Annotated in this window: 11 protein-coding genes; 2 read left to right on the top strand and 9 right to left on the bottom strand. The window is 43.3% G+C overall.

Annotation, left to right across the window (positions count from 1 at the left end; all coding sequences use genetic code 11):
* Positions 1–289 precede the first annotated feature (289 nt).
* Positions 290–4,576 (top strand): beta strand repeat-containing protein, encoded by a 4,287-nt coding sequence (locus tag ACN222_RS16745; protein ID WP_010997497.1) that lies wholly within the window; start codon positions 290–292, stop codon positions 4,574–4,576.
* 93 nt (positions 4,577–4,669) lie between these two features.
* Here ACN222_RS16745 and ACN222_RS16740 read toward each other — a convergent pair whose 3' ends face one another.
* The 4 genes from ACN222_RS16740 to acpP all read right to left on the bottom strand — a co-directional run bounded on the left by ACN222_RS16740 (position 4,670) and on the right by acpP (position 10,136).
* Positions 4,670–5,692: a CsgG/HfaB family protein gene (locus ACN222_RS16740; RefSeq protein ID WP_010997496.1), complete on the bottom strand. Its 1,023-nt coding sequence runs from the start codon at positions 5,690–5,692 to the stop codon at positions 4,670–4,672.
* Between the two features lie 334 nt (positions 5,693–6,026).
* Entirely contained in the window at positions 6,027–8,039 is a 2,013-nt protein-coding gene (gene tkt, locus ACN222_RS16735) for a transketolase (protein ID WP_010997495.1), read from the bottom strand.
* 371 nt (positions 8,040–8,410) lie between these two features.
* On the bottom strand, positions 8,411–9,661 hold the full coding sequence (gene fabF / locus ACN222_RS16730; RefSeq protein WP_010997494.1) for a beta-ketoacyl-ACP synthase II: 1,251 nt from the start codon (positions 9,659–9,661) through the stop codon (positions 8,411–8,413).
* 220 nt (positions 9,662–9,881) lie between these two features.
* Positions 9,882–10,136, bottom strand: coding sequence for an acyl carrier protein (gene acpP, locus ACN222_RS16725; RefSeq protein WP_010997493.1), 255 nt, complete (start codon positions 10,134–10,136; stop codon positions 9,882–9,884).
* 436 nt (positions 10,137–10,572) lie between these two features.
* On the opposite strand from acpP, the gene ACN222_RS16720 reads away from it, so the two are divergent.
* Positions 10,573–11,478 (top strand): CoB--CoM heterodisulfide reductase iron-sulfur subunit B family protein, encoded by a 906-nt coding sequence (locus ACN222_RS16720; protein ID WP_010997492.1) that lies wholly within the window; start codon positions 10,573–10,575, stop codon positions 11,476–11,478.
* Positions 11,479–11,585: 107 nt separating this feature from the next.
* Here ACN222_RS16720 and crcB read toward each other — a convergent pair whose 3' ends face one another.
* The 5 genes from crcB to ACN222_RS16695 all read right to left on the bottom strand — a co-directional run bounded on the left by crcB (position 11,586) and on the right by ACN222_RS16695 (position 16,468).
* On the bottom strand, positions 11,586–12,059 hold the full coding sequence (gene crcB / locus ACN222_RS16715) for a fluoride efflux transporter CrcB (protein ID WP_010997491.1): 474 nt from the start codon (positions 12,057–12,059) through the stop codon (positions 11,586–11,588).
* Between the two features lie 2 nt (positions 12,060–12,061).
* Positions 12,062–13,369 carry a dihydroorotase gene (locus ACN222_RS16710; RefSeq protein WP_010997490.1) on the bottom strand — a complete coding sequence of 436 codons (1,308 nt, stop codon included), beginning with the start codon at positions 13,367–13,369 and terminating at the stop codon, positions 12,062–12,064.
* 49 nt (positions 13,370–13,418) lie between these two features.
* On the bottom strand, positions 13,419–14,768 hold the full coding sequence (locus tag ACN222_RS16705) for a histidine phosphatase family protein (protein ID WP_010997489.1): 1,350 nt from the start codon (positions 14,766–14,768) through the stop codon (positions 13,419–13,421).
* Positions 14,769–14,944: 176 nt separating this feature from the next.
* Entirely contained in the window at positions 14,945–15,292 is a 348-nt protein-coding gene (locus tag ACN222_RS16700; RefSeq protein ID WP_010997488.1) for a hypothetical protein, read from the bottom strand.
* A gap of 291 nt (positions 15,293–15,583) precedes the next feature.
* On the bottom strand, positions 15,584–16,468 hold the full coding sequence (locus ACN222_RS16695) for an SDR family oxidoreductase (RefSeq protein WP_010997487.1): 885 nt from the start codon (positions 16,466–16,468) through the stop codon (positions 15,584–15,586).
* Positions 16,469–16,558 lie beyond the last annotated feature (90 nt).

Raw genomic sequence — 16,558 nt, 5'->3', positions numbered from 1 at the left:
TAAAGACCAGCGTTACATCCTGCCAATGATGAATTAATATTATCCCACTCTCAATACAATGCAGATATCTATGTAGAGATATCTGCTTGTGAGATTTTACGGTATTTAGCAACAGTGTGCAGCCAAATTGGCATGAAAGTGCAATGCAATTGGCAGAAATTGCTAACAAATTCCTATGCTAACTATTTATCGTGTTAAAGGAATGTAGGTGTGATGAAATTTACATTCCCTTGCACAGTCCATCAACTCTTATCAAAAACATCTTTATACCCAAAGGGACAATACAAATATGGTTATTCGAGGAACCAACAACGACGACAACTTAATCGGGACTACTGGAAACGATATTATTGAGGGATTGGGTGGTAATGACCGCTTTGAAGGTGGTCGAGGTAACGATACTTTAACCGGAGGTACAGGTAATGATGTCTTTAACTTGGAACAGCAGCAAGACAATGATGTAGTTACAGATTTTGTGCGTGGACAAGACAAAATTGACCTCAGAAACCTGAATATTAATGATTGGGCTACCCTACAATTACTCATTAGTAATGATGGTCAAGACAATGCCTTAATTACTACCTTCTTCAATGGTTCTCAGTCACAAATCAAACTACTGAATATCAATCCAAACCTACTGCAAGCTAGTGATTTCATCTTCAACACTGTTAACCTCAATCAAACTATCGATGGGACTAACTTCGCAGATCAGTTATTCGGTGGTTTAGGTAATGATACCCTCAGAGGATTTAATGGTAATGATGTCTTATTTGGTGAACAAGGCGATGACCGTTTTGAAGGTGGTCGGGGTAACGATACTTTCTATGGTGGTGCTGGTAATGATGTCTTTAACTTGGAACAGCAGCAAGACAATGATGTAGTTACAGATTTTGTCCGTGGACAAGACAAAATTGACCTCAGAAACCTGAATATTAATGATTGGGCTACCCTGCAATTACTCATTAGTAATGATGGTCAAGACAATGCCTTAATTACTACCTTCTTCAATGGTTCTCAGTCACAAATCAAACTACTGAATATCAATCCAAACCTACTGCAAGCTAGTGATTTCATCTTCAACACTGTTAACCTCAATCAAACTATCGATGGGACTAACTTCGCAGATCAGTTATTCGGTGGTTTAGGTAATGATACCCTCAGAGGATTTTTTGGTAATGATGTCTTGTTTGGTGAACAAGGTGATGACCGTTTTGAGGGTGGTCGGGGTAACGATACTTTCTACGGTGGTGCTGGTAATGATGTCTTTAACTTGGAACAACTACAAGACAATGATGTAGTCACAGATTTTGTACGTGGACAAGACAAGATTGACCTCAGAAACCTGAATATTAATGATTGGGCTACCCTGCAATTACTCATTAGTAATGATGGTCAGAATAATGCTTTAATTACTACCTTCTTCAATGGTGATCAGTCGCAAATCAAACTACTGAATATCAATCCAAACCTACTCCAAGCTAGTGATTTCATCTTCAACACCGTTAACCTTAATCAAACTATCGATGGTACTAACTCCCCAGATCAGTTATTCGGTGGTTTAGGTAATGATACCCTCAGAGGATTTTTTGGTAATGATGTCTTGTTTGGTGAACAAGGTGATGACCGTTTTGAGGGTGGTCGGGGTAACGATACTTTCTATGGTGGTGCTGGTAATGATGTCTTTAACTTGGAACAACTACAAGACAATGATGTAGTCACAGATTTTGTTCAAGGACAAGACAAAATAGATATCAGAAACCTGAATATTAATGATTGGGCTACCCTACAATTACTCATTAGTAACGACGGTCAAGACAATGCCTTAATTACTACCTTCTTCAATGGTGATCAGTCGCAAATCAAACTACTGAATATCAATCCAAACCTACTCCAAGCTAGTGATTTCATCTTCAACACCGTTAACCTTAATCAAACTATCGATGGTACTAACTCCCCAGATCAGTTATTCGGTGGTTTAGGTAATGATACCCTCAGAGGATTTTTTGGTAATGATGTCTTGTTTGGTGAACAAGGTGATGACCGTTTTGAGGGTGGTCGGGGTAACGATACTTTCTATGGTGGTGCTGGTAATGATGTCTTTAACTTGGAACAACTACAAGACAATGATGTAGTCATAGATTTTGTTCAAGGACAAGACAAAATAGATATCAGAAGCCTAAATATTAGTGATTGGGCTACCCTACAATTACTCATTAGTAATGATGGTCAGAATAATGCTTTAATTACTACCTTCTTCAATGGTGATCAGTCTCAAATAAAACTCAATAACATTAATCCCAATCTACTACAAGCCAGTGATTTCATCTTCAACACTAACACCGTTAACCTCAATCAAACTATCGATGGTACTAACTCCCCAGATCAGTTATTTGGTGGTTTAGGTAATGATACCCTCAGAGGATTTTTTGGTAATGATGTCTTATTTGGTGAACAGGGTGACGACCGTTTTGAGGGTGGTGCAGGTAACGATACATTCTACGGTGGGACTGGTAATGATATCGCTGTTTATTTAGGTACTCGTTCTCAATATCAAGTAACTAGTAATGGGGGTGTTTTTACAGTTACCGATACGGTGGCTAATCGTGATGGCGTAGATACATTACGTGAAGTTGAACAAATACAATTTTCAGATCAAACTATAACCATTGGTAATACCTCACCAACTATCACCTTAGCCGTATCTCCAGCTAGCGTTACCGAAGACGGAACCCCAAATCTAATTTACACTTTCACCCGCACTGGTAGTACTACCAACGCCCTAACCGTAAATTATAGCGTTGCTGGGACAGCTACCCTGAACACTGACTACGCTCAAACAGGCGCAGCGAGTTTCACTGCTACCACGGGTACAATTACCTTTGCGGTGGGTGCAAGTACAGCCATCTTAACGATTAACCCCACCGCAGATACCACCGTCGAAAGTAACGAAACCGTTGCTTTAACTTTAGCAAGCGGTACAGGTTATACAGTCGGTACAACAACAGCCGTCACTGGAACCATTACTAACGATGATTTCCCCAGTATTACCCTAGCAGTATCTCCAGCTAGCGTTACCGAAGACGGAACCCCAAATTTAATTTACACCTTTACCCGCACTGGCAGCACAACCAACGCCTTAACCATTAACTTTGGCGTTGCTGGGACAGCTACCCTGAACACTGACTACGCTCAAAGTGGTGCTGCTAGTTTCACTGCTACCACAGGTACAATTACCTTTGCTGCGGGTGCGAGTACAGCCATCTTAACGATTAATCCTACCGCAGATACCACCGTTGAAAGTAATGAAACCGTTGCTTTAACTTTAGCAAGCGGCACAGGTTATACAGTCGGTACAACAACAGCCGTCACTGGAACCATTACTAATGATGACACCTTACCTACCGGCATTACTATAAATCTCAGTGGTAGCCAAACCATAGTCGAAGGTAATAGCAGTCCTCAAAACGTTACCTATACCGTTACTCTTTCCCAAGCCAGCAGTCAAATTATCACCGTCCAATATGCCACCGCTAATGGTACAGCTACAGCAGGTTCGGACTATACAAGCACAACAGGAACTCTGACTTTCAATCCAGGGGAAACCAGTAAAGTCATCAATATCCCTATTCTCAATGATTCAGTTAATGAGGCAAATGAAACCTTTACACTCAGGCTGACTTCTCCCACCAATGCTACTCTTGGGACAACCAATACTGTTACCACAACTATTACCGATACCCTCAGTGCTTCTGTGACTACCACTTTGCCAACTAATGTGGAAAACCTCACCCTCACAGGAACAGCAGCAATTAACGGTACAGGTAATGCGGGAAATAATATCCTCACAGGTAATAGTGGCAATAATATTCTTTCTGGTGGCGCGGGAAATGATACTTATGCCTTTGTAGCTAATGCTGCTTTGGGAACGGACACGATTACAGAAACCGCTACAGGTGGTATTGATACTATTGACTTCAATGGTAGTACGGCTACTGTCAGGGTAAATCTGGGTGTGACTACATCACAAACAGTGAATAACAACCTCAAACTGATTCTCTCTGCTAATAACGTCATCGAAAATGCTACAGGTGGTACAGGTAATGACAGGCTCACTGGTAATGCTTTAAATAATATTCTGGCTGGTGGTAACGGAAACGACCAACTGCAAGGATTAGCTGGAAATGATACCCTCTGGGGTGGATTGGGGGATGATATTCTGACTGGTGGTATTGGTCAGGATAAATATCTATTCCAAAGTAGTGGTGTTTTTAGTTCCAGTTTAGGGGTTGATTACATTAGCCAGTTTGATGTGGGACAAGACCAAATTGTGTTGAGTAAAGCTACATTTAATGCAGTTACTAATAGCGCAGGACAGGCTTTAACTGATTTTGCCGTTGTCAGTGATGATGAATTTGTTAATGCTAGTAGTGCGCGAATTGTCTATAGCCAAGGTAGTGGTAGCTTATTTTACAATCGAGACGGTAATGTTCTGGGTACAAGTACAGTGTTTGAGTTTGCTCGTTTAGGTAATCCTGATATTACTTTAAGTAGTAGCGATTTTAGTTTAATTGCCTAGCCACAAATACCCGACTTTTAAAAAAAGTCGGGTATCTTGTTTTTCACAAGGTAATTAAGAAAAGGCGATCGCGCCAATCATGCAAGTAAGATTCTATTGTGCAGGTTTAGCAATATCTCCAACTTTGAATTTACCGCCAGTGGTGATTTTCCCAACGCTAGATGTAGCATCCACGTCAACTAGTTGAATCATGCCTAATGGTTGAGTAACACTGCGGATAACTTTACCTGTGGTCGGGTCTTTCACTTGTTTTGTCACTCGCTCAATGGAAAGTTTCATCCCGACTCGATAACCGTCTGATTTACCTTTGTTTAAAATCACAGTATTTCCTGTGACATCAGCTACAGTGGCGTTAACGCTGGGTAAAGCTTTTGGTAAAGCGGCTAAATTGGTGGATTTTGTATTCAATTCAGTGATGACTTGATCGATCGCTTTTTCAGTGGCTTTGGTGAGTAATTTGCCTTCGTTGCTAGTAGAGGAACCTCCACCAATACCCAATACACTGACTTGAGTATCGGACTGGCTCTCATTCCCATTACCTTCAGCTACAAACAAGATTTCGGCTGTAGTTGTATTGACTACACGAATATTCAATTTGACCAAAGCATCGGTATCGGTACTCGCTGCACCAAATCCTAAAAAGCCACCCCCAGAGCGCCGTTGTTGAACGTCAAATTGAGTCACTGAGCCGATGACAACCGCCTCAACGCCTAAAATACGGCCAATTTTTGCGGCTGTACTAGCATCAACTCTTCCAGAATCACCTAAATCTTGTTCTCTTAAAATAGCTTCTAATTGGCTACGTTCCACGACAACAAAATTACCGCTTTTCACTAACCGATTGACGAGGATGTCACTGACACCCTTACTACCTGCGGGAAAAAGTGATAAGTAACTGGGGTTACTGACGCTACTAAAATCAAAATCAAGAACGGCAATTCTGACTTTTTCGGATGGGGAACTGCTTTGTTGTGCTAGTTGGAAAGATTGTGTTTCTTTGGCGTTAGCTGGTTGTAGAGAAAAGGTTCCTGTATTTACGGTGAAATATGCAGCGATCGCAGGTAAACATAAGCCCAAAATTATAGGCTTATTTTGAGATAATTTGCTTTGATTCATCAGTTGAGCCTAATTAAGTAAATGTTATGATATTCCGCTTTTCTTTGGGAAATTACTTGCATAAATAGGGAACAAAAAACAAGTCTCGTCTATTTGGAATTTTTCAGCGTCAACACAGACTACGCCAGTGAAAATCAAATAGGAGTTATATATATGCGGAAAAATGAAAAATTCTAATATGTGAATTTTTCATGAAGTTGATTATCTTGATCACTACAGCACCCAAACACATATTATAAATTATCAGGAATTATGATTTTGCACTTTTATGCCACAAAAAAGGGCAGGCATTATGCCCACCCAATAATTAATGTAAGAGAATATTCTGTTGCTATTAACCCAACAATTGTTTAGCTTTAGCTAATACATTATCAACGCTAAAACCAAATTTCTCCAAACAAACGCCGCCAGGAGCAGAAGCACCGAAGCGGTCTATAGTTACAGCATCGCCTTCACTACCAATATATTTGTGCCAGCCGAAGCTGCTAGCCGCTTCTACAGCTAAACGCTTGGTGACAGCTTTAGGTAGAACTGATTCTTTGTAAGCTGCATCTTGTGCATCAAACAAATCCCAAGCAGCCAAGGAGACTACACGAACTTTCTTGCCTTCAGCTTTGAGTTTCTCGGCTGCGGTGACACAGAGGCTCAATTCTGAACCAGTACCAATCAGGATTAAATCTGGTGTGCCATCGGTATCTACAACAATGTATCCGCCCTTAGCTACGTCATCAATCGATGTACCTGCCAAGTTGGGAACATTTTGACGAGTAAACGCCAACAAAGTAGGAGCGTTGTTCTTAGCTCTCTCAATTGCTACTTTGTAAGCGCCGGAGGTTTCGTTACCGTCGGCGGGACGAATTACTGTCAGGTTAGGAATAGCACGGAGTGAGGCCAGCGTTTCGATTGGTTGGTGGGTCGGGCCGTCTTCACCTTGACCGATGGAATCGTGGGTCATCACCCAAATCGAGCCGGCTTGAGACAGGGCAGATAAACGGATGGGAGCGCGCATATAATCACTGAAGATTAAGAAGGTAGCGCCATAGGGAATTAATCCCGAACCATGCAGCGCAATACCGTTACAGATTGCGCCCATACCATGTTCCCGGACACCAAAGTGGATGTTGGGATTTTGGTATTGTCCTTTTTGGAAGTCGCCTTTGCCCTTGATTTCGGTGAGGTTGGAATGGGTCAAGTCAGCCGAACCACCAATGAGTTCAGGTAGAACCGCCGCCAATTTGTTGAGGCAGGTTTCTGAATGCTTACGGGTGGGAAGTCCTTTATCTTCGGGGGTGTAGGATGGTAGTACCTTATCCCAACCATCAGCCAGTTTGCCGCTTAAGTAACGCTCAAATTCAGCCGCTTCTTGGGGATATTTAGCTTTGTAATCTGCGTAGGTTTTGTTCCAGTCAGATTCGTAGCCTGCACCGCGCTCTACTGCTTTACGGGTATAGTTGAGGACATCTTCGGGAACAACAAATGGGTCGTGTGACCAACCTAGATTTTGACGAGTTAAGGCTACTTCATCTCCACCCAATGCTGCACCGTGAACCCCGGCAGTATTAGATTTGTTAGGGGAACCGTAACCGATAATGGTTGTCACCTTAATCATGGTGGGCTTATCGGTGACAGCTTTTGCCTCTTCAATAGCTTTGTGAATTGCTTCTAAATCGGTGTTGCCATCTTTAACATGGATGACGTGCCAGCCATAAGATTCAAAACGCTTGGAAACATCTTCGGTAAAGGCTACATCTGTAGAACCATCGATGGAAATGTGGTTGTCGTCGTACAGAGCGATCAGTTTACCTAATCCCAAGTGTCCAGCAAAAGAGGCTGCTTCACCAGAAACGCCTTCCATGTTGCAACCATCACCTAAAATTACATAGGTATAATGGTCAACAATCTTGGCATCGGGTTTGTTGAACTTAGCTGCGAGGTGAGCTTCTGCGATCGCTAAACCAACACCATTGGCAATACCTTGACCTAGTGGCCCAGTGGTGACTTCTACACCTGCGGTCATGAAGTTTTCTGGGTGTCCGGGGGTTTTGGATTCCCACTGGCGGAATTGCTTGATGTCCTCAATGCTGACGCTATCGTAGCCTGTCAGGTAGAGCAGGGCATACTGCAACATGGAACCATGACCAGCAGACAAAACAAAGCGATCGCGGTTAAACCATTTGGGATTTTTCGGGTTATACCGCATAAAGCGGTTCCACAGCACAAAAGCCATTGGAGCCGCGCCCATCGGTAGTCCGGGGTGTCCCGATTTTGCCTTTTCTATGGCATCAACAGCCAAGAAACGAATCGCATTAATAGAAAGTTCTTCGAGGGATTGGGTTGCAACAGCCATAATCTCTTGTTCTTAACGACGGGTTAGCACTCTTCAAGCTACTTTTACTGGGGTTGTTTTTCTCAGCTAGCAGTTAACAGTTAACAGTTATCAAGATAGGATTTACTACTGATAACTGATACTGAATAAATGACAACTGATTTTCATTCCCCTACGTTATCCTCATCATCCCATTCCCGATTGTCGATGGACAAGCGGGATCTCCTGAGTTTGTGGTAATTTATCCAGCCAAGAATCCGGTCACGCTGAACCCTTGGCTGGGTCGGGAATGATATCTATGATACTTTTAGCTGGTTGATTTCAGGAGAGCCGACAAGTGGAGAGTGGGGAGATATAAATTTAAAAGTTTCTCTCCCTACCTCTTGGCTTTTTCACACGTACTTTTTGAAAGCTAGTGTGACATTATGACCACCAAATCCAAAAGAATTAGACAATGCTACCTGGACTTTGTGAGCGCGACTAGAGTCAGGCACGTAATCTAGGTCACAATCTGGGTCAAGGTTTTCAATATTAATTGTAGGTGGAATTTGGTCATGAGCAGTTGCCAACACTGTGGCTACAGCTTCAATACCGCCAGAACCACCCAAAAGATGACCTGTCATCGATTTGGTGGAGCTGACTGCTATTTTATAAGCATGGTCTCCTAGCGCTCGTTTAATCGCTGCGGTTTCGGTGGTATCGTTTGCTGAGGTGCTGGTACCGTGAGCATTAATGTAGCTAACTTGTTCTGGGGTGATGTTTGCGTCTTTGAGTGCCAGTTGGATGGCTCTGGAGGCTCCTTCGCCGCCAGGGACTGGGGATGTCATGTGGTAGGCATCGCAAGTCATACCATAACCAACGATTTCGGCATAAATGCGAGCGCCGCGACTTATGGCGTGTTGCAGCTCTTCCAGAATGAGAATTCCCGCACCTTCACCCATGACAAATCCATCGCGATCGCGGTCAAAGGGACGACAAGCATGAGCTGGGTCATCATTGCGAGTTGATAACGCCCTTGCAGCCGCAAACCCAGCCACACCTAATGGTGTAATTGCTGCCTCAGCCCCACCACAAATCATGGCTTGGGCATAACCACCTTGGACTAGGCGGAAAGCGTCGCCGATCGCATTAGAGCCTGCGGCGCAAGCGGTGACAGTACAGTTATTTGGCCCTTTGGCACCAGTGTGAATTGCTGTCAGTCCAGCCGCCATGTTGGCGATCATCATGGGAATCATGAAGGGACTACAGCGATCAGGCCCCCGGTTGAGATAGATGGTTTGCTGGTCTTCCATGACCTTGAGTCCGCCTACCCCAGAACCAATAATAACCCCCACTTGTTCGGCGTTCAGTTCATTAATGACTAACTGGGAATCCACAAGTGCTTGTTTGGCTGCTGCAACTGCAAATTGGGAAAACCGATCCATGCGCTTGGCTTCTTTGCGCTCCAAGTACTCATGGGGGTCGAAGTTTTTCACTTCACCAGCAATCCGACAATCATGGCTAGACGCATCAAAGTGGGTGATGTAGTCAATGCCATTGCGTCCGCTTAACAATCCTTCCCAATATTCAGAGGCTGTGTTACCAATAGGTGTAATCGCGCCAACACCCGTGACAACAACGCGTTTACGATTATAATCTGTCATGACTCAGTTAAAGGTGGCGAGAAAGCTGCAAAAATTAGGGACTAAAGACTAGGGATGAGGAAGAGGCAAGGGGCAGAAGGCGAAGGGCAGGCTTGCCCTGAGCGCAGTCGCAGGGAGGCAGGAGGCAGGAGAAAGAGAAAAAATCTTGACTTCCCAACACCCAATACCCAGTCCCCAGTCCCCAATACCCAGTCCCCAGTCCCCAATCCCCAATGGCTGCTTAAGCTGATGCGGCAACTTGGTTATTGATGTAATCCACCGCTTCTTGAACAGTGGTAATTTTCTCTGCGGCTTCATCGGGAATTTCGATATCAAATTCTTCTTCCAAAGCCATTACTAGTTCTACTGTATCGAGGGAATCAGCCTGTAAATCGTTGGCAAAACTAGCTTCTGGAGTTACTGTGTCAGGGTTCTCCACACTTAGTTGTTCGATAACAATTTTTTTGACTTTTTCAAAAGTTTCTGATTGGCTCATAGATAAACGTCCTTAACCAGTTGCTATTGTCCGCGCTTTGTGGGCAACATTTTGAGCATATACATCTTATCGGAAAGCGCGATCGTCCGCATAGCGTCCCAGTTCCAAATATAGAATAGGGTGGGCAGTGCTGAGTTTTTAGTCCTGAGTGCTGAGTATGTGTTTTGACCCAGCCCTTGTTTCTTGCTACTTAGCTCTATTGATATAAGCTCGTGCTATGAGCGATTTTTTTGCTAGTCCAGATAAGACTTTGTGCTTCGGGCTTTGACCGACTGTCGGTCATTACGCCTACATTTTGTAAATACTGTTGCTTACCAATTCTTACTAAATTTTTGGCAAATGTCCAAAAAAAATTACCATTCCTCTTAAGTATGGCCTGTGAGGGGTGATAGAAAAGTTATCATCGGGGCAGTTGCCCTAAAATAAACCTACTTTTATGCTATCTCAGACACTAAAATATGCTTATTTTCCTGGTTGTGTTGCCCAAGGTGCTTGTCGGGAACTGTATCAGTCTACCCAAGCTCTTACCCAAGCTTTAGGTATTCAACTAATTGAATTGAAAAAAGCTGCCTGCTGTGGTTCTGGCACATTTAAGGAAGACTCTCAACTGCTGGAAGATACAGTCAATGCTCGCAATATTGCCCTAGCCGAAGAATTAAATTTACCTTTACTAACTCATTGCAGCACTTGTCAGGGTGTGATTGGTCATGTTAATGAGCGTTTGCAAGAATCTCAGACCAGTAACCCTGCTTATATAGAACAGGTGAATGGTCTGTTACACAAAGAAGGTTGTTCACCTTATCAGGGTAGTACAGAGGTGAAACACCTGCTTTATGCTTTAGTCACAGACTATGGTTTAGAGGAAATTACCAAACGTGTCACCCGTAAGTTATCTGGTTTGAAGTGTGCGGCTTTTTATGGCTGTTATCTACTCCGGGCCCAAAAGTTGATGCCTTACGATGATCCTTACAATCCACAGGCGATGGAAAATGTTTTCCAGGCAGTGGGGGCAGAGCCAATTTATTATCGTGGACGGACACAATGTTGTGGTTGGCCTTTGTCTAGTTATGCCACTAATGAATCTTTTAAGATGGCGGGGATGCACCTCCAAGATGCCTTAGCCGCAGGTGCAGATTGTTTAGTTACCCCTTGTCCTTTATGCCATCTCAATTTAGATTCTCGTCAACCAGAGGTGGAAAAAGTTATCGGTCATAAACTAGGTTTGCCAGTGTTGCACCTACCACAGTTAATTGCTTTGGCTTTAGGCGTTAGTCCTGAAGAATTAGGATTAGACCGCCACATTGTTTCGACGAAATCAGTGTTAGAAAAATTAGGATTTTAATCAGGGCTTATGGGTTAGGAGGGTGTGAGGGTGTAAGGGTATAAGGGTGTGAGGGAAAGAAAGATTTATCCCTATACCCCTATACCCCTATACCCTTGCCAATACGACTACTGACATAATCTACCCAGAATTATCCCTATCTGGATGCTGATCACTCCTAATATGCTACTGCCAGCCCAGTAAAACCCTGCTGCTAGTAAATTACGATCGCCTAAAAGGGTAAAGGTGTCTAAGGCATAAGTTGAAAATGTGGTGTATGCACCGAGAAAACCAACTGCTACAAGTAATCTGATTTCGGGGGAAATTAGGGATAATCGCTCTAGCGCTAGGGCATAAAAGAAACCCATAGCTAAACAGCCAGTAATATTAATGAACAATGTGCCGTAGGGAAAAGTTATGCCGAAGCGTTGGGCAAACCACAAACTGAGATAATAGCGACTGAGTGCGCCGGCGATCGCACCCAAACTCACAGCAATAGGATGACGAATTGTCGGTTGTTGCAAAACTTCTGGGACGAGTCTTGGTGCAACAGTCAACAATTGGATACTCTGCTCAACCAAAATCTTGAATCCAAATCCCATTCTTACACCCAAGTTTGTATGACTCGCCCTTGTAATTCTTGCCCTAACCAAGATGTGTTACTAGAAAGTGTATACAGATTTTTCTTCTCGACTTTCCAGATTTTTTGGGGGTCAAATAAAGTTAGTTCTGCTTGGTGATGAGGAGCAAACGCACTCACTTTTTGTTGAATACATTGGGCTGGGCGAGTACTCAAAGCTTGCCATAATTCTAAGGCCGTAAATTCTCCAGTTTCCACCAGATTTTGCCAAAGTAGGGGTAATGCTAACTCAAAACCGATCGCCCCTGGTGGCGCTTCGGCGAAGGCTTGGACTTTTTCTTCGTAGGTGTATGGCGCATGATCAATGGCGATCGCATCTATTACCCCTGTGCGGACTCCTTCACGCAAGGCTTTGACATCGCTGGCGTTACCCAATGGTGGGTCTAAATGCAGGCTGGTATTGTAACTTTTAACCGCTTTGGTGTCTAGTAACAAATGTAGCCAAGTGGTGCTAGCGGTGATGGGTAAACCTTGGGCTTTGGCGGCGGCGATCAGTTCCACGCTGCGGGCGGTGGAAACCCGCATAATGTGTACTTGAGTATTACCTGAAGCGGCAACCAACTCTAATAAAGCCGCGATCGCGCTTGTTTCTGCACTAGGGGGTATGGGAGGTAAACCAAAGCGGAGGGCATCTGCGCCTTCCCGCATCACACCATTAGCGGAGAGTTGGCGATCGCATGGACAAAATGCTACAGGTTTCCCCAAGGGTTGGACATATTCCAGCAAGCGCCGTACCAAGCTTAAATTGTCTAAAGGCAACCCATCAGTAAAACCAACCACCCCAGCCGCCGCTAAATCAGCCAATTCTGTCATCTGCTTCCCAGCCACATCCAGAGTCATAGCACCCCAGATATAGAGCAGGGGTGCTAGGTATTGGGGATTGGGGATTGGGGATTTCTCCCCCTGCCCCCTGCCCCCTGCCCCCTGCCCCCTCTTCTGCAACTGTGCCACCAGTGCGGGGTTATCAATAGCCGGAGATGTATCGGGTAAAATACTGACTTTGGTAAAACCACCAGCCGCCGCCGCTTGTAAGAAAGATGCCAGCGTTTCCCGTTCTTCAAATCCTGGTTCTCCAGAGTGGCTGTATAAATCCACTAAACCAGGGCCAAGAACTAATCCTCGACAATCTCTAATTTGAGTATCAGGACGAGTATTAGGAATATTGGGGGCAATGGCTTGAATTACGCCATCAGCAATTAACACATCTGTGATATTGTCAATACCCGAAACCGGGTCGATTACCCTTACTTGTTGCAGAAGTTCAGTTGTCATGTAACCTATCAGTGCTGGGACTGCTTGTCTATTGTGATATATATTTTGCCTATAATGCTCCAGCTGCGGTTTTATCTAATACACCACCCAAATGAGTAGTAATATTCATGGCTTGCAGTACTGGTACACCATTTAATCCAGAGGGGTAATCAATGACACTAACAGCACCATTACCTTGGCGAAAATTCCAGAAATTGTCTGTGGGTAAACCGAGAATATGACACAGTAAGGTTTTATTTGTGGCATCGTGAGCCACGATTAACCCTGTTTGGCGTTGATTATCTAAGGCTGTTTGCACAATATTTTGCCAGGCTTCCGTGCTACGTTCCCACACTTGCTGTAAATTCTCACCTTCCGGCATTTGTACCTGGCCTGGTATAGTCCGCCAACGCTCTAATTCACCAGGAAATTCCTCTTCTATTTCGGCTTCTAGTTTTCCTTCCCAAAGTCCGTGACTGATTTCTCTTAAACCGTCTTGCAACTCCAAATTGATACTTGGATGGTGGCGCAAGATAATCTCGGCTGTTTCTTTGGGACGCAGCATAGAACTACTTACAGCAAAGTCAATTGCTACATTTTGCAGAAACACCCCGGCTTTTTGTGCTTGTTGTCTACCGTTATCGTTGAGGGGAACGTCAATTTGTCCCTGAAACCTAGTTTGGCGATTCCATTCAGTTTCACCGTGACGCACCAATAACAATCTCACTCCCTGATGACCAGGACGCAAGGAAGGTAGAGTCTCGCCTGTGTGTTGGGTTTGATTCATCGACTCTAGTTGCACTGGTTCACCCAGTCCTCCAGCAAAATTTAATACACTGATTCCACAGTTAGATTGCTGTATGGCATGGTAACGACTGGGGTGAACACCCAAGGCTGTGCTGATGAGGGCGCGATTAATGCCGTTGTGTCCAACGATGAGAATGCTTTCACCGCGATGATTGGGCAAAATGTTTTGCCAAAACTGCCGCGCCTGTTCGTATAAAGATAGAACTGGAAAATGTTCTCTTGTCACCCCATTGTCGTTCACTAACATTTGTAGTTCCTGGGGTTTTTCGTGCCAAATGCGGTAATCTTCGGGAAACTTTTCCTTGACCTCGGATGTCAGCAGTTTTTCCCACAAAGGCAAGTCTATTTCTCTTAACAATTCAGAAATCTGCACATCAGCAGACTGAACTGCCTCATTTGCCAGCTCACTATGAATAATCTCTGCTGTTTGTTTTGCTCGCTGGAGTGGGCTAGTGTAAATTGCCTTAAAGGAAATGTTAGTGAGGGCCTTGCCTACCTTACTAGCGTCACTACGACCTCGCTCCGTTAATGTTGATACGTCAGCACGTCCTTGGATGCGCCGTTCGATGTTATAAGTACTTTGGCCGTGACGCACAATAATGACACGAGTCATCCGTCTTGCCCTCCTCTATCTAAAGGACTAATTTTACTGCAAACTGCTTGCAGAATTATCCTTCAGATTGGTTTTTGGCAATTTAATCAGGGTGTAAGGGTGTAACGGTTGTGGATACTTACACCCTTGCCCAAATAAATGCTACTGGCAACTAACAAATAACAACTGACATTTTTTCACTGGTTTCCTAAATCTAACTGTACCTGCACTCCATCATTACCATTAACTGACTCTTGTGCTGGCTGTAATAAAACTGGAGTATCTGGTAATGAAGTTGATCGGTTTGACCGCCATCCACTAACATTCTGATTGTCTCTTATATTATTAGTGGGAATACTGGTGTTAAAAAATTGTGAGAAGTCATCCTCTGCTGACCGATTACCAATCCCTTCTAGAGAGTCACCAGTTAACTTATAGTCTTGGGTATTTGGGTTTGGCGTTGCTGGTGTCTGGGCGCGAACCGGGCTTTCTAAGCTGGCAATAGATAGGGCGATCGCCAAAACAGCAATAATTCTAGCTTTCATTAGTTTGTTCCCAATTCTTAGTTATTGCTCGTAGCTATTTTTTCAAAAAACTATCTTTCTAACTTCTACTATCAGTTAGATTTGACAAATAAAGATTTGCATCAAAACTAACCTTGGGGAAATTAGGCATTCATAAAAGTAATATTGTTTTAAAATAAATCGAATGATATGTTATTTTAAGTGATTCCCTAATAATTTTAAGGATTGCTTAATATTTTTGAGAAAAATGAATGGGTGTAAAAGCGATCGCCCATCCTCACATTCTGAATCAAAGAGCAGTTGCATCTCTCACTAATCGCCCCCTGCCTTGTTAAGCAATGCCTCTAATTCTGACTTGATAGATAAAGGTTGATAACCTAAAGCAAAAGCCTGTGAACTATCTAAGGAAACATCTGCTGGCCTGGGTGCTGCCATGTTTACATCTCGTTGAAGACAGGCTTTAATTCCTGTGGTTGGTAATTGAAAGACTGCGGCTAATATATGCCCGAAATCATAACGGGAAATCCGTTCTTTGCCACCTAAATGAATTAGTCCTGTAACTTTTCCTAATGTTAATAAAATTCCTTTAGCTGCCGTTGTGCCACTAACAGGGGTACGAAATTCATCTATAAATAAAGTCAATTCTTGACCAGATTGTAAAGTTTGAATAAATGGCTGAATAAAGCTTTTAGCTGTAGGTGTAGCATTACCAAACATCAAAGGCATTCGACATATTGTTGCTATGGGATAACGTTCTAATATACCCACTTCAGCCAAGACTTTCTGCTCACCATAAATATTCACCGGACATACTGTGTCAGTTTCTTTATAAGGAGAATTTACGCCATCAAAAACTAGTTCGCTGGATGTAAAAGCATAAGGGATAGAAGATGTTGCACAAAGTTCGGCAAGATTGCAGGAGGCAGTGACGTTAATTTTATATGATTCATCAGGATGGATTTGACAAAAATTTGGTTGTGATTGTGCGGCTGTATGTATGACTGCATCTGGTTTAATTTCATTAAATATCTGTTTGATTTCTGAAAAATCTGTTAAATTGACCTTGAGTAATTTTATACCTTGAATAGATAAAGCATGAGAGCAATAAGTTCCATAAACTTCCCATTCTTGTTGGGCTACTTGGCAAAGGTGCCATCCTAAAAAACCGCTAGCACCAGTAATTAAAAGCTTCTGCATATCGAAACTAGTACGTATATTGAGATGATGGACGCAAAAATTATACTCTTAATAGTTTCAAAAACTTGAATATTTTTAATTACTGCATCA

Source organism: Anabaena sp. FACHB-595 (genome assembly GCF_048568275.1).
Lineage (GTDB): Bacteria > Cyanobacteriota > Cyanobacteriia > Cyanobacteriales > Nostocaceae > Trichormus.
The sequence above is the reverse complement of the archived record's forward strand: the minus strand, read 5'-3'. Positions and strand labels throughout refer to the sequence as shown.